The organism is Paenarthrobacter sp. AB444 (assembly GCF_028736865.1).
Classification (GTDB): domain Bacteria; phylum Actinomycetota; class Actinomycetes; order Actinomycetales; family Micrococcaceae; genus Arthrobacter; species Arthrobacter nicotinovorans_B.
Window position 1 is genome coordinate 187,406 of sequence record NZ_JAQZBY010000009.1, and the last position, 17,216, is coordinate 204,621.

Genomic DNA, 17,216 nt, shown 5'->3' on the forward strand with positions numbered 1-17,216 from the left:
GCTACTGATCCAGTTGCTCCGCGGCTGCCTCCCGCAGCAATCGGACAACGTGCCTGATGTTCGGGCTTGCGGTCATGGTTTTCCGATACACAATGCCAACAGAGCGCTGCTGGGTGGGTTTGACCACGGGGATGGCCACGACCCCCTGCGGCAACGGCGGCCTGCCCAGCCGGGGGACCAGAGCGACCGCCACCCCTTGTTCCACCATGGCGATGTGGGTGGAAAAGTCGGGGTCGTAAACGCGGATATCAGGCACCCGGCCCAGCCCCGCAAAGATCTGCAGAAGGGCCTCGTTGCAGATGGCCCCCGCCGGGGTGCTGATCCAGGTCTCGTCCAGCAGGTCTTCACGTTCGACGGCGGTCCGCCCCGCGAGTGCGTGCGTGCTGTTGACCAGGACATCGGCCTGGTCGATGCAGAGGTCTTCGTGGACCAGGTTCTCCGGGATCACCAGCGGGACCGAGTTCCAGTTGTGGACCACCGCAAGTTCTGCTTCGCCTGAGGCGACCCGCTGCACGGCTTCGCGCGGATCCTCGGCCAGGACGGTGATTTCCAAGGCGGAGTGGGTGGCGGCCATGCGGCCGAGGACCGGTCCTACCAGCCCCCGGCATGCCGTGGAGAAAGCTACCAGCCGCAACAGCCCGGATGGCTTGGCCGGATCGGCCAGCAGGGTCGCCTGGAGTTCCTCGAGTTCGCCCATGATCCGTCGGCCGTATCCTGCCAGCGCCAGGCCCCGTTCCGTCAGCAGGACGCCCCGGCCGTTTCGCTCCAGGACGGCAACGCCTGTTTGCTTTTCGAGTTTTTTGATCTGCTGCGACACCGCGGAGGGGCTATAGCCCATGACATCAGAAGCCGCTACTACCGAGCCGTGCTGCTCCACGGCGACCAGGGCCCGCAGAGCCGAAATATCAATCATGAAGCAAATCTACGTGGTTTTATGCTGAATTCAATGCTGGTGCTTCATCCAGAAGAGCGTCAGAGTGTAGAGGTGAACCTTCGCCACTCTGCCCTCGCCGTTCTTGTAGCTGTCCTCTGGGGCGTCAACTTCGTCGCCATCGACCTCGGCCTGCACACGAACGGCCGGGATGTCCCGCCGCTGCTTTTCGTGGCCATGCGCTTCGTGCTGGTTGTTTTTCCCTTCATCTTCTTCATCCGCAAACCTGACGTCGGCTGGAAGGCGATTGCCGGCGTCGGGCTCTTTATGAGCGCGGGCCAGTTCGGCCTGCTTTACCTGGGCATGGCACTCGGAATGCCCGCCGGTTTGGCCTCGCTGGTGCTGCAGGCGCAGGTCCTGTTCACCATCCTGCTCGCGGCTCGGTTCCTGGGGGAGAAGCCCAGCCGACGCCAGTTGCTTGGCGTGGTGCTGGGCATCGTGGGGCTGGGTGTGGTGGCGGTCGGACGAAGTGCCGTGGCTCCGGTGCTTCCGCTGATGATCGTGCTGGCTGCAGCCCTGTCCTGGGCAGTCGGAAACGTGGTGGCCCGGCATTCGAAAGCAGCCTCCGGTCTGGGCCTGGTGGTGTGGTCCGGAGCCGTGGTGCCGGTTCCGCTGGCCGGGTTGTCCTTGGTGGTGGATGGTCCGGGAGTCGTGTGGGCAACGCTCACCGACCTGCAGCCGGCTACCGTCCTCAGCGCCGTGTACACCGCAGTGTTCGCGTCGTTGGTGGGGTACGGCATCTGGAACCGGCTGTTGTCGCTGTACCCGAGTTCCGACGTCGTTCCCTTCACGCTCCTGGTTCCGGTGGTGGGCATGACGGCCGCGTGGCTGGTCCTGAACGAAATCCCGACGCCCGCCGAAATCACGGGAGGGGTGATCCTGCTCCTGGGTGTGGCGACGGCGGTGCTGGGCGCCTCGCGGAAGCGCCCCGGCACACCCGTTGTGAGGCCCGCTCTGCGCGTGTGAGCCGTGCGTAAGGCCGCAGAGCGGGCCTCACAACGCGGCGGGAGTCAGCGCTTAGGGGATGGCTTGCGTTGGGATGAAGCGCTCGACGCCGGTCGCTTGGCTGGGGTCGTTGGCATACGGGCTGCCGGGCGCTTGGCTGCCGGGGTTGCCTGGGGTGCGGGGCGCTTGGGGGCGGGGGTTGCGGGGCGCCTGTCGGGGCGTTGGGCCTGGGCGCCAGGACGTTGCTGGCTGGCCGGACGCTGGTTGGATTTCCGCTGGGCCGGTGCCCGTTTCGCAGCAGGTGTCGGCCGTTTCACAGGTGCAGCCGCCCGCGATCCGAACGACGGCAGCACGGCTCCGAGGAACATCACGGCCAGTGTTCCCAGTCCTGCAGCGACTGCCACGTAGAAGTAGATATCGGAGTCCTTGGTGCTGATGGCGCTGCCAGTGCTCACTGCACCGCCCAAGGCGTTGGCGTCCTGGGTGAACGCGATGCCCCACATCCGCAGGAAGGCGATGCTGCAACCAATGAACAGGCTCGTGCCGACGGCGCCGAGCAAGATTACGAAGTAGCGGCGCCGGTTGAAGAGCTGAACGAGGGACGCGAGGTAGCAGAGCAGCACGCTCCCGAGAAACAGGTACAGCACCAGTTCTTCGAGCACCACCGCTGCAAGAACCAACAGCGCCAGTGCGACAAAGGCGGACACCACCGCAAGCTTCCCGCTGTTCCCCATGTGACGCATGAGGTTAATCATCGCCGACCAAGTGGCCGCGCCACGCCGTCGTACATTGCAGTTGGATACCGTTGTGAGGCCTGCTCTGCGTCCAATGGGCATGCCATGGAACGCAGAGCAGGCCTCGCAACGCGTTACTTGATGACGTACCCGTGCATGATGGTCATCACCGCGGCCACGCTTTGCTCGCGGGTCCGCTCGGGGTTGTAGGTCTGCCGGTCCAGGCCCACCACGAAGATGGCTCCGAAGATAGCCGCTTCAAGACTGCCCCGGGCAATGGACGTATCCACCGTGTAGCCGGCCGCGACGCGCTCCACGGCGGAACCAATCACGGCCAGGAGTTCGGCTCGAAGCTCGGCAAAGACGGCGCTCCATTCACCGGGGGTCCGCCAGTTTTCGCTGACCCAGAGCCGGGCGAAGGAGGGGTAGTCGTCCATGAACTCCATGGCCTGGCCCACCATGTTCTGCATGGACTCCAGGGGGTCGCTGCTTTGCCCCTGGACGTCCTGGAGCCTGACCAGCATGATATCCACGCCGTGCCGCAGAAGCTGGGCGATGAGGTCCGACTTGCTGCCGAAGTTGTAGTACACGGTCCCCTTGGACACCCCGGCCGCGGCCGCGATCTCGTCGACGGTCACTCCCGCCGCACCACGTTCACCGATGAGTTCCATGGACGCCTCGAAGAGCCGCTGCTTGGTGGCGTTGGTGCGGCCCGGACGCAGCTTCTTCCCAGCAGTTCCGGCGGCGGCCGGCTCGGTGGTGCTCATACTGCGATCTCCGGCTTCAGGGTCTTGAGGGTCCACATCTTGTGTTTGCGGACTGCCAGTGTGGACAGTGCCGCTCCCAGCAAAGTGTATCCAAGCAGGCCCAGCACGGTAGGCCAGATCATGCTGAGTTCACCGCCATAGATGAGGTGCCGCATGCCGGTAACGACGTAGCCCATGGGCAGGACCTCGTGCACCACGTGTAGCGGCATGGGGGTGGTCTGCCACGGGAACGTGCCACCGGAGGACACGAGCTGCAAGACCAGCAGGATCAGGACCACGAACTTGCCCGGCGTACCCAGCAGCGCCACGATGCCTTGGATGATCGCGCTGAACGCCATCACCGCGGCCAGCATGAACAGCCACATCCCGATCGGGTGGGCCGGATTCAGGCCCAGACCCAGATCAACAACCACGGTGAGGATGGTGGCCTGCAGCACCGAGACCACGAAGAACGGCAGCCAGCCTCCTACAGCAATCTTCCAGGAGGGGGCGTTCGAAGCCAGGGCCCGCTGGGTGATGGGTCGCATCGCCTGGACAAGCATGAACACACCGATCCAGAGGGCCAACGTCAGGAAGAAGGGGGCAAGGCCCGCGCCGTAGGAACCTGCCTTCGCTTGGGAGACGTTGTTCACTGCAACGGGATCGGCGATCACCTTGGAGACGTTGCTCTTCTGCTCATCGTTCGGGTTCGGGATGTCTCCGGCGCCCTTCGCGAGTTCAGTGGCGAGCGTGTGGGAGCCATCGGCCGCGGTCACTGCGCCGCTGGCCAGTTGACCGGCGCCGTCGTCCAGTTGGTGGGCGCCGTCGTCGAGCTTTACAGCGCCATCCAAAGCGGTCTGCTGCCCGGCGGCCAAGGTGGCCGCGCCGGAATTCAGCTGCCCTGCCCCGGCTGCCGCCTGGGAGATGGCGTCGGTCAGGGCCGGCGTTGCGCCAGCGAGTTTCTGGGCTCCGGCGCTCACTGCGGCAGAACCATCCGAGAGCTGCTGGATCTTGGCGGCGTCACCGGAGATCTTCGCCTTGGCGTCCGTCACCGGGCTGGAAGCTGCGGCGGCATCGAAGTCGGCGAGGACCTTGTCGGCCTGCTCCTGGGTCAGGACCCCAGCGGTGACAAGCCGCGCGTTGGACTCGACCACCCGGTTACGCAGGCCTTTGTCCGCCGCGTCCAGCTGTCCGACGACTTCCTGGACTTTCGCATTCAGCTCGGCGTTTCCGGCGGCTACCTGGGCGGCGCCGTCGGCAAGCTTCTGCGAATCCGCGGGGAGGGTGGCCGTTTTGTTCTTCAGCTCCGTGAGTCCGGAGCTGAGCTGGCCGGCACCGGCGTTCAGCTGCACAGCGCCGTCGCGCAGCTGGGTTTGGCCGGCCACAAGCTGGTCCGCGCCGGTAACCAGTTGCCCGGTGCCCGTGTGCAGGGTGGATGCGCCGTCGCTGAGCTTTCCCACTCCGGTGGCCAGCTCCGAGGCGCCGTCCGCGGCCTTCACGATAGAGGCGTGGATGGTGCCAAATCCGGTGAGGAGCTGGTTAGCTGTCTCTTCGCCGACCTCCTTGGCCACGGTGGAGTGCACGGCCGTGGTGAGCTTGTCCACGATGGTGCTCAGGAGGTAGTTGTTGGCGTCATTCGTGGTGACGTGCAGCATGGCTTGGTTCGCGGCGTCGAAGCTGCCCGGGGAGACGAGGTTGGTCGAGAAGTCCTTGGGGATGCGCAGGGCGAACGCGTACTCGCCGGTTTTGACCCCGGCGTCGGCCTCTTCGGCGTTGGAGACTTGCTTCCAGTTGAAGACGTGGCCTTCCACCAGGCTGTCGGCAACTTTCTTGCCGGCCTGCAATTGCGTGCCGTCCTTCGCGGTGGCGCCGGTATCTTCGACCACCAATGCCGCGTCGATCTGGTTCAGGTTGCCGTACGGATCCCAATTGGCGTACAGGTACACGGCGCCGTACAGCAAGGGCACCATGGTCAGGGCGAGGATGGTCAGCTTGGGCAGGAGCCCGCCGGTCATGCGCTTGAGTTCGGAGCGGGCGAGCCGCAGAACAGTCACTTTGCAGTCCTTTGGAGGGTTTCGGTTTCAGGTTCTTCAGCCAGGTCCGGCGCGGTATCGGCGGCGTGTTTGGCTTTGGGTTCGACGACGACGGCTGGCTGAGTGGGTGCGGAAGCCGGCTCGACTTCCGGTTCAGGGGGATGCCGGACCGAGTTGCCGATCACCGCTGCCGGGCCGGTCCAGTTCTCCGGGAGGGCACCCACGACGGCGACGACGGCAAGCGGCCGCCCGGCGTCGGACGCCAAAGCCTGGAGCCTTGGCAGCCAGGTCCCGGGGTCCGCGCTGTGGCGATCGGGGGAGTCCACGATCAACAGGTCCGTGGCAGGGTCCGCCAGGGCCAGCGCCGTCAGGAGTTCGAGGCGGCGGCTGGCGGGGAGCTGTTCAATCCAGAAGCCTGCAATGTCTTCGAAGCTGTTCACTTTGAGCCACGGTTTGCTCAGCAGCGCGCCACGGTAGCGGCGGGGGATCAGGGAAAGGTCTTCGGTGACGAGATCGCGGACGCTGAGGTGCTGCTCGGGTTCGTTGACGCCGGGGGAGTCCACCAAAGCGCTCGCGAGCCGAATCTTCTTGGTCTTGGTGACGTTATCCCAGCTGAGTACACCGTTGCTGGGCTTCATGCGGCCGCTCAACGCCAAGGCGAGGGCGGTGCGCTGGTCCTGGCCTTCACCGGCGACCAGCAGGAGTTCGCCGCGGTGAACTTGGAGCGACGTGGCCGGGAGGAGGTCGTCCCGGCGGCCGTTGATCTGGAGTTGCTGTACGGACAGCACAATGAAGCCTTTCGCAGAACTGTTGTCTGCGATAAGTCTAACTAAACTGACTGGTCAGTTCAAATAGAACTCAAAGGCCGTACTTCTCCATCAGCCGGAGCCACACTTCGCTGATGGTGGGATACGACGGCACGGCATGCCAGAGCCTGTCCAAGGGAACCTCGCCGACGATCGCAATGGTTGCCGAATGGAGGAGTTCAGAAACGCCCGGGCCTGCAAAAGTGGCACCGATGATCACCCTCCTGTCCTCATCCACCACGATCTGGGCCCACCCCTCGTAGTCCGGGGAGTACAGCTGGGAGCCGCTGACGTTAATGGGAAGTTCAACCCCTGTCACGTTCTTTCCCTGCAGGAGTGCCTCCTCAAGGCCCTGTCCCACCGACGCCACCTCGGGGTCCGTGAAGACAACGCTGGGGACGGCGTGGTCGTTGGCTGTGTGTGCCCAAGGACTCCACGGTTCGGGGCTGCCCTTGAGTTCACCCTTGGCACGGGCGACGATGGCGTCGCCCGTGGCCCGGGCCTCGTATTTGCCCTGATGCGTCAGGAGCACTTTTCCTGCGGCATCGCCGGCAGCGTAAAGCCACGAACCGCTGGTGCCATCGCTGGCCGGTCCTTCGACGAGGCCGCTGGCGTCGGTCGTGAGCCGGGGAGCTTTGCCGTCTTCACCTTCAATGCCAACGCTCTCCAGGCCAAGATTGGCCAGGGCGGGACGCCTGCCGGACGCGACGAGTATCTGGTCGGCCTGGAGTGTCTTGCCGTCGAGCGTCACGGTGATGGCGCCGTCGTCGTTCTTCTCAACCTTGGTGACGTCGGTGTGGAGGTGGACCGTCACTCCATCGGCGCGGAGCCCGGCCAGAACCAGGTTCGCCGCTTCCTCGGCGTAGCTGCTCAGGAGTCGCCCGCGGGCAACAAGCGTGACATCGGAGCCGAGCCGGGCGAACGCCTGGGCCAGTTCCACGCCGGCCACGCCGCCGCCGAGGACTACGAACCGCTGCGGGATCTCCTTGGCTGCGGTCGCTCCGCGGGTGGTCCAGTAGGGTACCTCCTTGAGCCCCTCGATGGCCGGAATGGTGGGCGTTGAACCAGTTGCCACGACGACCGCATGGTTGGCCTTGAGGGCGTAGCTGTTGCCGTCGAGAGCATCTACCTGGACCTCGCGGGGGCCCGTGATCCTGCCCCGTCCACGAATCAGGTCGATGCCGGCGCTGTCCAGCCATTCGACCTGGCTGCCGTCCTGCCAGTTGTTGGTGAACCAGTCCCGGTGCTTCAGGGCTGCCGGTGCGTTCAAGGTTCCGGTGATGGCTTCCGTTGCACCGGGGATTCCTTGGGCTGCGTGCAGGACGCTGCCGGGGCGAAGAAGTGCCTTGGAGGGAATGCAGGCCCAGTAGGAGCATTCGCCGCCCACCAGTTCGCTTTCGATGATCACCGCCGATAAGCCGCCGCGCACGACGCGGTCGGCCACGTTTTCCCCAACGGCGCCTGCGCCGATCACTATTACGTCGTACTCGCGGGAGTTCTCGGCAGTCATGGGGAAAGCCTACGCCGGACCCTTCCCCTTGTGAGGCCCGTTCTGCGGGCCTTCCCGGGTTTTTAGCGCGCAGAGCAGGCCTCACAAGTGCTGGGTCTGTCCAAATAATGGAGGGTGGTCCCAGTACGGACATGCGATGGACAGGCCAGTGGAGATTCTGCTGGATCATTCGGTGCTGCGCCTTGAGTAACCCGCGCCAGGTAGGGAAGACGCAGGACGGGTCTACGAATGATCCAGCAGAAAATGCAACTAAGAGTTCATCGCGCCCTTGAACCAGCCCGTAATGCTGGCCGGATGGGTGATCGCGGTGCCGACAACCACCGCGAAGGCACCAGCGTCGAGGGCCTGACGCGCCTGGGCCGGGGTGTGGATGCGGCCCTCTGCGATGAGCGGTTTGCCCAGGTCTGCGCCCGCAATCAGGGACAGCAACTCCAGGTCCGGGCCGTCGGTCTTCGGGCGCTCGCCGGTGTACCCCGCCAGCGTCGTGCCGATCAGGTCCGCGCCAGCCTCCACTGCAGCAACGGCGTCATCTAACGAGCCACAATCAGCCATGACCAGTGCATGCGACTCCGCATGGATTCCGGAAATCGTCTCAGCCAGGGAAAGTCCATCCGGCCGTGAACGCCGCGTCCCGTCGATGGCCACCACATGCGCGCCGGCGTTGGCCACGGCCAACGCGTGACGGAGCGTGGGCGTGATGAAGACACCGTCGTGCCCGTCTTTCCAGAGTCCAATCACAGGAACTTCGACGGCGGCACGCGTGAGCTGCACGTCGGCAAGCCCTTGAACCCGGACCGCCGCGGCACCCCCGATCACGGCCGAGGCCGCCACCTGCCCCGTGGTCCGGGGATCCCGCATGGGCTCGCCCGGATACGCCTGGCAAGAGACGATCAGCTGGGAACGCAGGGCTTCGAGGCTTTCGGACGTGAGGATCACAGGACAATTCCTTTACGGGAGTACGAGTTTCGCGGCACCAATAATGGCGGCGCTGTTACCCAGGGCCGCGCGGACAACGGGAACAGCGAGCAACGGAGCCAGCAGCTCCTGTCGCAGTGCGGCTTCCATGGGCTTCCACCACAGCTCGCCGGCATCAGCGAGGCCACCGGAAATAACAACGGTTTCGGGATCGAGGATGTTGATCAGCCCACCCACCGCTTGCCCAGCGGCTACAGCACCGAGTTCGACGGCGGCACGCGCCGCGGCCGCGGCAGCACCGCCGTCGTGGGTCTTCTTGGCGAGCTCGAACACGCCACGCGTGTCCGTGGCCTCCGCTGCTGAGCCGCCTAGGCGAAGGAAGGACTCATGGATTGCCGGCCCGGAAGCCACCGCCTCCACATGACCGGCGGACCCGCACACGCAAGGCAGCGGCTTCCCGTCTACGACGGCCAGGGGAGAGGCGAAGTGCCCTACATGGCCGCCCACAAAGCGATGGCCAAGGACGGGGGCGCCGTCCAGGACGAAGCTGCCGCCGACCCCCGTCCCGAAAGCGACCATGAGCGAACTCGAGGTACAGGCAGCGGCTCCCAGCCACGCCTCCCCGAGGGCATGGGCGTGGACGTCGTTGACGGCGCGGACCTTCAGCCCGACGCGCGTGGACAGCCCGGAAACAAGCGCTGTCCCGGCCCAGCCGCGGATGGCATCCGTCGCGGAAACCACAGACCCGGCAACAGCATCGATTACCCCCGCCGAGCCGACGCCGACGCCGGACACGGTCAGTCCGGCGTCGGCGGCGCGCCCCACCAAGCCCGCAACCAGTGCGGCGGTGGCATCAAGGATTGCCTCGCCACCGGCCCTGTTCAGCGTGGGAATGGTGTTCGAGAACAGCACTTCCCCGGAGGAGGAGACAACCCCGGCGGCGGTTTTGGTGCCGCCGAGGTCAACGCCGATTACGTGGGTCACGGAAGGGGGCATGGGTGGTCAGACCAGCCCGTTGCGTTCCAGGATTTCGCGGATTGCGGCAGTCTCGGACTCGTTCAGGGAAAGCATCGGCGAGCTCATCGTGTTGGACTCGATGATGCCCATGACCTGGAGGGCGGTCTTGAAGGCACCTAAGCCCGCGGCACCGCCCGACACCCGGCCACCAGGGGTGTAAACGATCTCGAAGACGTCGGCCAGGCGGTCCTGCTCGCGGGCAGCGGCAGCCCAGTCGCCGGCTTGCGCGGCATCGAACAGGCGGCGGTAACCGGCAGGATCAACGTTGCCGAGGCCCGGAACAACGCCCTGCGCGCCGCCCAGGAGGGCGCCGTCAACCACGACTTCGTGACCGGTGAAGATGTCGAAGTTCGGGATGTCCTTGGCTGCAAGGAGCAGTTGTCGGAAGGAAACGTCGTCGCCCGAGGAGTCCTTCACACCGGCAATGACGCCATCGCGGCCCAGGCGAACCAACAGATCGGTGGGCAACTTGAAGTGGGTGCGGACCGGCACGTCGTAGGCAAAGATCGGCTTGTCGATGGCTTCGTGGATGCTGCGGAAGTGGGTCTCGGTCTCCGCGACATTGCCGATCGCGTAGTACATGGACGTCACCACGATCGCGTCGGCACCGAGGTCAACCACCTTGCGGGCTTCCTCGATGACGCGGTTGGTGGTCTGCTCGTTGGCGCCCACGATCAGCGGGACGGCCCCGGCGTTGGCTTCGGCGATGGTGGTCACCACCAGCTCGCGCTCTTCGTTGCTGAGGTAGGGGACTTCGCCGGAGGAACCCAGGACGAAAAGTCCGGACACACCGCCGTCGATCAGGTGTTTGGTGACGTTTTTCAACGACTGGACGTCGATGCTGCCGTCTGCGTGGCGGGGCGTGATGACCGGGGGAATGACGCCCTGGAATTGAGTGGACACAGAAATCTCCGTTGTTTGTAACGTGTGAAAGGAAAAACTAGATGTGGAGCAGGCTCGGCGCGGCGCCAAGCAGCTTGCGGGTGTAGTCGTTGCTGGGGTTGTCAAAGACCTGGGCAGCGGTCCCTTGTTCGACGATCTTGCCGAAGTACATGACGCAGATCCGGTCCGAGACGTACCGGACGGTCTGGATGTCGTGGGAGATGAAGACCATGCCAAGATTCAGCTGGGTTTTCAGGTCGGACAGAAGGTTCAGCACCTGCGCGCGGACGGAAACGTCCAGGGCCGACGTCGGCTCGTCCGCCACGATGATGTCCGGGTCCAGCGCCAGTGCGCGGGCGATCGCCACACGCTGTCGCTGGCCGCCGGAAACTTGCGACGGCGTCACTTCGGCTGCCGACTGCGGCAAGCCAACCAGCGCCAACAGTTCCTTGACTTTTGCCAGACGGCTCGCGGCGGTACCGATGCCGTGGACCTGCAGGGGATCGGTGAGGATGTCCTGGATGGTCATGCGCGGGTTCAGCGCCGTGGACGGATCCTGGAAGACCACGGAGACGGAGCGGCCGAACTCGCGCCGCATGGCAGCGTTCCGCTTGATGGCCGGCTTGCCGTGGAACAAAACCTGGCCCGACGTCGGCGGCTGGAGTCCCACGAGCACTGACGCAAGGGTGGACTTGCCGCAGCCGGACTCGCCTACGATGCCAACGGTCTCACCGCGGCTGATGGTGAAGTCCACGCCGTCGACGGCCTTGACGATGTTGGGACGGAACAGGCCGCCGGTGCGCGCCCGGTGGTAGACCTTGACGTCCTTGAGTTCAATCACTGGGGTGGCAGTCACTTGGCATCCTCCTTCAGGTGGCTCGCCCAGTAGTGGTCGGCATCGTCCCCGTTCGTCGCAGGGACTGTGGTGAGGACCAGCTTCTGGTTGGGGTCGGCGTCGGGCCGCAGCGAGCGTGCAGCGAAGCGGTCTCCCACAGCGAAGTCGTGCGGTGAAGGAACCGTGCCGGGGATCTGGTGGAGCCTGGCGGCATCGGCTTCGATGGAGAGCACAGCGCCCAGCAGGCCACGGGTGTATTCGTGCTTCGGGTTCTGCAACAGCTCGGAAGCTTGTGCGGACTCAACCACCTGCCCGGCGTACATCACCGTGATGCGATGGGCCAGTGAAGCGACCAAAGCGAGGTCGTGGCTGACGAAGACCATGGCGAAACCGAGCTGTTCACGCAGTTCGTTGAGCAGGTCCACCACCTGTTTCTGGACGGTGACGTCCAGGGCGGTGGTGGGCTCGTCGGCAACCACGATCTTCGGCGAGCGGGACAACGCCATGGCAATGAGCACGCGCTGGCGTTGGCCTCCGGAGAGCTCGTGGGGGTAGCTGGCCAGCGTCCGGACGGGGTCCAGCTTGACCATTTCCAGCAGCTCCGTAGGGCTCTTGCGGCCGCCACGCTTGGTGAGCTGCTCCAGCTGTTCCTTGATCTTCATGGACGGGTTCAGCGAGCTCAACGCGTCCTGGTACACCATGGCGATCTGCTCACCGCGGAGACCAACGTAAGCCTTGGGGTTGCTGTGCTTCGTCTTGGGATCCAGGAGTTCCTTGCCATCGAAAGTGATGGATCCTGTGATTTTCGCGGTCTTCGGCAGGAGGCCCATGACGGCAAGGGACGTGATCGACTTACCGCAGCCGGACTCACCGACCAGGCCCATGGTTTCGCCCTCCCGGACCGTGAAGGACACGTTGTCCACGATCGGGATGTCTCCGAAACGGCCCGGGAAACGGATGGACAGGTTCTTCACTTCAAGGACGTTGCGTGCGCCTGCCGGTACCTGGGGGAGGCGGTCGGTGCGCTTCGCTTCGATCGAGGCAAGGAGTTCCAGTTCGCGGTCCAGGAGGAGGTGCGGGTTGGCGGCGGCGGTGCGCACATCGGTGAGCAGGGCCGACTGGCCGGCCTCGGAAGTGGCAGCAATACCGGAAGCCGCCCGGACGCCGTCGAGCTCGTGTTCTTCAACCACCGAAGGTTGGGCAACTGATGTAGCCACCTCGGTGTCGACGGCCACGGAAGCCGAGGAACCGTCGTCGTCCTTCACCACCGGAGCCTTGCGAAGCCTCGGGTTGACCATCGCGTCCGTGAGGCCCTCGGCGAGGATGTTCAGGGACAGGACGGTCAGCAGGATGGTGAGGCCGGCGAAGGTGGTTGCCCACCAGCCGCCTGACAGGACCAGGTTCCGGCCGTAAGAGATGACGTTGCCCCAGGAAGGAGCGGGATCCTGCACGCCGGCACCCAGGAAGGACAGGGATGCCTCGAGGATGATGGCGTCGGCCACCATGACCGTGGCGAACACCAGCACGGGGGCTGCGGTGTTGCGGACGATGTGCTTGACCAGGATGTAGAACCGGCCGGCGCCGATCACACGCTCGGCGCGGACGTAATCTTCACCATATTGGGCCAGGACGTTGGCCCGGACCACGCGGGCCAGCTGCGGCGTGTAGATGATGGCGATCGCGATGATGATGGTCGGGACCGAGTTGCCGAAGGCGGCCAGGAGTACGGCGGCCAGCGCGATACCCGGGAAGGCCATGAGGATGTCCATGATCCGCATGATGATCTCGTTGACCGACTTGCTGGACGTCGCGGCGAACGAGCCCAGAAGCGCACCCACCAGAATGGCCAGGCCAACAGCGCCCAGGCCGATCATGAGAGAGGACTGTGCACCGAAGAGTAGCCGGGAGAAGATGTCGCGGCCCAGGCGGTCCGTTCCGAAGAAGTGCTCGGCTCCCGGGGGAGTCGCAGGGATGAACGTCTCCAGCGGATCATGCGGGGCCAGCACGGGCGCCAGGATGGCCGCCAGGACAATGAGGATGAGGAAGAGCAGGGCGATACGGGATCCCCAGGGCAGGGCCTTGAAACGTAGGCCCGGGGCGCTTAGCCGTTCTGCGAGCTTGCTGCGCATGAGCTATACCGTCCTGATTCGGGGGTTGATGAGCAGGTAGAGAAGGTCCACCACGATGTTCACCAGAACAAAGGTGACCGAGATGGTGAGCACCACGCCCTGGACCAGGTTCACGTCCAGGTTGGTGATGCCGTTGAGGATCAGTTGGCCCATGCCGGGCAGGGCGAAGATCATTTCAATCACGACGGCGCCACCCAGCAGGTAGCCGACGCGGAGTCCCAGCACGGTCACCGGGGTGACGAGCGCGTTGCGGAGGACGTTCTTGGAGACGACCTCGCGGTAGGGGACGCCGTTGCCGATGGCGGTGCGGACGTAGTCCCGGTCGAGTTCTTCCACCATCGAAGTGCGGACCACGCGGATCAGGGAGGCCGAGACCGGGATACCCAAGGCGAGGGCGGGCAGGGCCATCGAGTTGAGCCAACCGCCGAAGCCGGATTCCGGCGTCGCGATGCCGCCCGAGGGGAACATCGGGTTCTCGCCGAGTGCGAACCACTGGATAAGGAGGATGCCGAGCCAGAATGACGGCGTGGCGATTGCGGCGATCGAGAAGACCCGGACCAGCTGGTCCTGCCATTTGTCGCGGTACAGGGCTCCGATGATGCCGAACGCCAAGGAGACGACGATCGCGATCAGCACACCAAGGAAGGTCAGCTGAAGAGTGAGCGGAAAGGCCGAGCCGATCATGGAAGCGACGGACTTGGCTGGGGGAGTAGTGACTCCGAGGTCGAACTGCAGGAGCTTGCCGAGGAAACGGAAGTACTGCAGGACCACGGGATCGTTGAGGCCGTTCTCCTGGCGGTATTGCTGCTTCGCTTCTTCGCTGGCGCCGTCACCGAGGGCCGAGCTGGCCTGGTCGCCGGGAGCGGCCTGCAGGACGAGGAAGACGAGCAACGTGATGCCCAGGATCATTAATGGCAATGCTGCAAGTCTGCGGCCGAGCAGACGCAATATCGTGACCAATGTGTTCTCCGGTTGATTGTGGGTTGCGGGGCCTGCTCTGCGCGCCAAGTGGGGGCTTTAGGACGCAAAGCGGGCCCCGCAACGGGTGGGGGACCGCCTAGGCGGTGCGTCCGACGTCGATGAACGACAGGCCGGTGGTCGGCAGCGGCTTGAAGCCGTTGAGCTTCTTCTCGTCCCAGGCGCTGGGCAGCTGGCGGTGGAAGACGGGGTACAGCGGGACTTCTTCGGAGACGAGGTCCACAATTTCGCCCACGGTCTTCTTGGCTTCCTCTCCGGAGGCCTGGGAGCCCTTGTTCATGAGGTCCTGCAGCTTGGTGCGCTCCGGAGCGGTCCAGAAGGCGCGCTTTTCCATCCAGGTGGAGCCGGAGTAGAACCAGCTCAGGAGCAGGTCCGCGTCATTGCCGAAGACAGAAGGATCGCCGGGGGCGGCCACGACCGAGTAGTCGCCCTTGCCCACGCGGTCGCTGTACAAGGCGCCGGACTGGAGGCTCTTGACGGTGACCTTGACGCCGGGAATCTTGTTCCAGGATTCGAGGATCAGCGGCGCAACGTCCTTGACCCATGCCGTGTCGGTGGTGAGCAGTTCGAATTCGAGGTTGGTGACGCCGGCCTGCTTCAGCAGGTCCGCGGCCTTGGAAGCGTCGTAGCCGTAGACGTTCTTGGCCTTGACGTAGTCCGGGTGGCCTTCCTGGAAGTAGGAGCTGGCGGCCTTCGCATTGCCGAACAGGGCCTTCTTGATGATGGCTTCCTTGTCCAGGCCGTAGTGCAGGGCCTGGCGGACCAGCTTGTTGTCGAACGGAGCCTTGGCGCAGTTGAACATCAGGAACAGCAGGCCGAAGGACTGGACCGACTCAACCTTGACCTTGGACTTCAGTCCGTCGACATCAAGGTAGGGGACGTCCTCGATGGCCTGGACCCGGCCGGACTGGACGGCGGTGACGCGGGCTGCGGCGTCCGAAAGGAGCAGCCAGGTCATGCCCTTGGCCAAAGCAGGCTTGGGACCGTTGTAGTCGGCGAACGCCTCGAAGACGATCTTGTCGTCCTTGACTGCGGAGACCAACTTGTAGGGGCCGGAGCCAACGGGCTTGGCGTCGAAGGACTTGAGGTCGGTAGCGAGAGCCTTGGGAACGATCTTCACTACGGAGATGCGCGGACCGAAGCCGGGGAAGGCGTACTTAAGGGTGAACTCGACTGTCTTGGCATCAACGGGCTTGACGTCCTGGATGAACGGGATGAACTGCGAGAACAGGGACTTGTTGGCAGGGTCCATGACGCGGGTGAAGGAGAACGCCACGTCTTCGGTGGTGACGGGGGTGCCGTCGTGGAACTTGGCGCCGTCGCGGATGGTCACCTGGTAGGTGGTGTCGTTGATCTTTTTGGGGTCCGAGGCAGCCAGTGCGTTGTAAGGCTCGCGGGTTGCCGGGTGCAGTTCGATGAGGCCTTCGAAGATGTGCAGGTTGGCCGCCATCGGGGTGGCGCCGGAGGAGCTCAGCGGATCGAATCCCGTGGAGAGAGCGTACGAAATGCCTGCTTCGATGGTCAGGTCCTTGTTCACCGCCGCCGTGTTCGTTGCGTTTCCGGTTGTGGTGCTGGCAGCGCCGCCGCACGCAGAAAGGGTTGCCGTGAAGGCGGCTGCTGCACCAACTGCGCCGCTTAGCTTCAGGAAGTTCCGGCGGCTGGCATCGTTGACCAGCGGCAGGCTTTGAATCGTCTTGCTCATAGGGTGCCTCACCAATCGAGTTTCGTGGGTTATCGGATGTAGGACGTCCGATGCTCGTAGTGAAACTGTAAGGGCGGTCACAACGGAACGTCAAGTGAGAAATGGAGCACCGGGCCGTACGTGGCTCCGGGAGAGGATGTCGCCTGCCGGGAAATTACGCACATGGCTATGAAGGAGGTGGGACATCCGATATTGTATGTTGCGAGCTACTCGTTCTGCAGCGGGCGCTATGCTCGCCTCAACATTAACACTGCGCCGCTACCACTTCCGGGACCGGTGCACGGCAAGGAGAAAGCCATGACAACTTCCGGCGTGGTTCCGCAGGCGCGGTTCAGTGCACAGGCCCGGCTGCGTGCGTTGCAATCGGACATTATGGAACTGATCCTTGAACGGGAGCTCGAAGCCGGCGATCCCTTGCCTACGGAAAGTGAGCTGTCGGTAGCTCTCGGCGTGGGACGCAATACGCTGCGCGAGTCCTTGAAGGTGCTCCAGGCCCTGGGCGTCATCGAAATCCGCCACGGGTTCGGCATGTTCGTCGCCCCCAGCAACTTCGATGCCCTCGCCGACGGCCTCACCTTCCGCGGCCGGTTGTCCCTCCGCCACCAAGGCCTCGAAGCGCTGCAGCTGGTAGACGTACGCCAAGCCCTTGAGTCCGGACTGATCGGTTCCTCCATCGACGTCATGACACCGGAGCAGTTGTCATCCATCGAAGAATCGGTCAAGCAGATGGAGGAGCTGGCAGCAGCCGGCGAGAACTTCGTCGCCGCCGATGCCGAGTTCCACCGCCGGCTTTTCGAACCCCTCAACAACGAGCTCCTCATCAATCTGATGGGCGTTTTCTGGAAGGTATACCGGAAGATCCACGTCGAGATCGGCCCCGGGAACGAGGACCTGGTGAAGACCGCGGCGATGCACCGCGACATTTACGCAGCCGTAGCCGCTGGCGACAAGGCCGCTGCCGCCGAACTGCTCAACCGGCACTTCGATGGCATCCGCCGCCGCATCAGCGAGGCCGTCGGCGAGTAACGCACCCAACGCAAGGGCCGCCGTCGT

General features: G+C 64.5%; 15 protein-coding genes. 2 read left to right on the forward strand and 13 right to left on the reverse strand.

All coding sequences use genetic code 11. The features are described 5' to 3' along the window. Nucleotide 1 precedes the first annotated feature (1 nt). Nucleotides 2-913: a LysR family transcriptional regulator gene (locus PQ627_RS12970; RefSeq protein ID WP_274261597.1), complete on the reverse strand. Its 912-nt coding sequence runs from the start codon at nucleotides 911-913 to the stop codon at nucleotides 2-4. A gap of 72 nt (nucleotides 914-985) precedes the next feature. On the opposite strand from PQ627_RS12970, the gene PQ627_RS12975 reads away from it, so the two are divergent. Further along, nucleotides 986-1,897, forward strand: coding sequence for an EamA family transporter (locus PQ627_RS12975; RefSeq protein ID WP_373458801.1), 912 nt, complete (start codon nucleotides 986-988; stop codon nucleotides 1,895-1,897). Between the two features lie 44 nt (nucleotides 1,898-1,941). Here PQ627_RS12975 and PQ627_RS12980 read toward each other — a convergent pair whose 3' ends face one another. The 12 genes from PQ627_RS12980 to PQ627_RS13035 all read right to left on the reverse strand — a co-directional run bounded on the left by PQ627_RS12980 (nucleotide 1,942) and on the right by PQ627_RS13035 (nucleotide 16,163). Further along, complete coding sequence (locus PQ627_RS12980; RefSeq protein WP_274261601.1) at nucleotides 1,942-2,610, reverse strand: hypothetical protein; 669 nt, start codon at nucleotides 2,608-2,610, stop codon at nucleotides 1,942-1,944. 134 nt (nucleotides 2,611-2,744) lie between these two features. Next, a complete protein-coding gene (locus PQ627_RS12985) occupies nucleotides 2,745-3,377 on the reverse strand; it encodes a TetR/AcrR family transcriptional regulator (RefSeq protein WP_274261603.1) in 633 nt (210 codons plus the stop codon). Further along, nucleotides 3,374-5,410 carry a YhgE/Pip domain-containing protein gene (locus tag PQ627_RS12990; RefSeq protein ID WP_274261605.1) on the reverse strand — a complete coding sequence of 679 codons (2,037 nt, stop codon included), beginning with the start codon at nucleotides 5,408-5,410 and terminating at the stop codon, nucleotides 3,374-3,376. Before PQ627_RS12990 ends, PQ627_RS12985 begins: the two co-directional genes overlap by 4 nt. Further along, nucleotides 5,407-6,177 carry an ABC transporter ATP-binding protein gene (locus PQ627_RS12995; RefSeq protein WP_274261607.1) on the reverse strand — a complete coding sequence of 257 codons (771 nt, stop codon included), beginning with the start codon at nucleotides 6,175-6,177 and terminating at the stop codon, nucleotides 5,407-5,409. Before PQ627_RS12995 ends, PQ627_RS12990 begins: the two co-directional genes overlap by 4 nt. Nucleotides 6,178-6,247: 70 nt before the next feature. Continuing rightward, complete coding sequence (locus tag PQ627_RS13000) at nucleotides 6,248-7,705, reverse strand: dihydrolipoyl dehydrogenase family protein (RefSeq protein WP_274261609.1); 1,458 nt, start codon at nucleotides 7,703-7,705, stop codon at nucleotides 6,248-6,250. 249 nt (nucleotides 7,706-7,954) lie between these two features. Further along, complete coding sequence (locus PQ627_RS13005; protein ID WP_274261611.1) at nucleotides 7,955-8,641, reverse strand: N-acetylmannosamine-6-phosphate 2-epimerase; 687 nt, start codon at nucleotides 8,639-8,641, stop codon at nucleotides 7,955-7,957. 12 nt (nucleotides 8,642-8,653) lie between these two features. After that, entirely contained in the window at nucleotides 8,654-9,604 is a 951-nt protein-coding gene (locus PQ627_RS13010; protein WP_274261613.1) for an ROK family protein, read from the reverse strand. An 18-nt stretch (nucleotides 9,605-9,622) separates the two neighbouring features. Next, entirely contained in the window at nucleotides 9,623-10,540 is a 918-nt protein-coding gene (locus PQ627_RS13015; RefSeq protein ID WP_274261615.1) for a dihydrodipicolinate synthase family protein, read from the reverse strand. A gap of 37 nt (nucleotides 10,541-10,577) precedes the next feature. Next, nucleotides 10,578-11,375, reverse strand: coding sequence for an ATP-binding cassette domain-containing protein (locus tag PQ627_RS13020; RefSeq protein ID WP_144661571.1), 798 nt, complete (start codon nucleotides 11,373-11,375; stop codon nucleotides 10,578-10,580). Next, nucleotides 11,372-13,483 carry a dipeptide/oligopeptide/nickel ABC transporter permease/ATP-binding protein gene (locus PQ627_RS13025; protein WP_274261618.1) on the reverse strand — a complete coding sequence of 704 codons (2,112 nt, stop codon included), beginning with the start codon at nucleotides 13,481-13,483 and terminating at the stop codon, nucleotides 11,372-11,374. Before PQ627_RS13025 ends, PQ627_RS13020 begins: the two co-directional genes overlap by 4 nt. Nucleotides 13,484-13,486: 3 nt before the next feature. Next, nucleotides 13,487-14,443 (reverse strand): ABC transporter permease, encoded by a 957-nt coding sequence (locus PQ627_RS13030; protein WP_274261619.1) that lies wholly within the window; start codon nucleotides 14,441-14,443, stop codon nucleotides 13,487-13,489. 97 nt (nucleotides 14,444-14,540) lie between these two features. After that, on the reverse strand, nucleotides 14,541-16,163 hold the full coding sequence (locus PQ627_RS13035; RefSeq protein WP_274261621.1) for an ABC transporter substrate-binding protein: 1,623 nt from the start codon (nucleotides 16,161-16,163) through the stop codon (nucleotides 14,541-14,543). Between the two features lie 297 nt (nucleotides 16,164-16,460). Between PQ627_RS13035 and PQ627_RS13040 the strand changes: the two genes are divergently transcribed. Beyond that, entirely contained in the window at nucleotides 16,461-17,189 is a 729-nt protein-coding gene (locus PQ627_RS13040) for a FadR/GntR family transcriptional regulator (protein WP_274261623.1), read from the forward strand. The last annotated feature ends 27 nt before the right edge of the window (nucleotides 17,190-17,216 follow it).

What these genes read in the sequence shown, in the direction of transcription:
- PQ627_RS12970 (WP_274261597.1), bottom strand. Translation starts at nt 913, where the DNA reads ATGATTGATATTTCGGCTCTGCGGGCCCTGGTCGCCGTGGAGCAGCAC.
- PQ627_RS12980 (WP_274261601.1), bottom strand. Translation starts at nt 2,610, where the DNA reads ATGGGGAACAGCGGGAAGCTTGCGGTGGTGTCCGCCTTTGTCGCACTG.
- PQ627_RS12985 (WP_274261603.1), bottom strand. Translation starts at nt 3,377, where the DNA reads ATGAGCACCACCGAGCCGGCCGCCGCCGGAACTGCTGGGAAGAAGCTG.
- PQ627_RS13000 (WP_274261609.1), bottom strand. Translation starts at nt 7,705, where the DNA reads ATGACTGCCGAGAACTCCCGCGAGTACGACGTAATAGTGATCGGCGCA.
- PQ627_RS13025 (WP_274261618.1), bottom strand. Translation starts at nt 13,483, where the DNA reads ATGCGCAGCAAGCTCGCAGAACGGCTAAGCGCCCCGGGCCTACGTTTC.
- PQ627_RS13035 (WP_274261621.1), bottom strand. Translation starts at nt 16,163, where the DNA reads ATGAGCAAGACGATTCAAAGCCTGCCGCTGGTCAACGATGCCAGCCGC.
- PQ627_RS13040 (WP_274261623.1), top strand. Translation starts at nt 16,461, where the DNA reads ATGACAACTTCCGGCGTGGTTCCGCAGGCGCGGTTCAGTGCACAGGCC.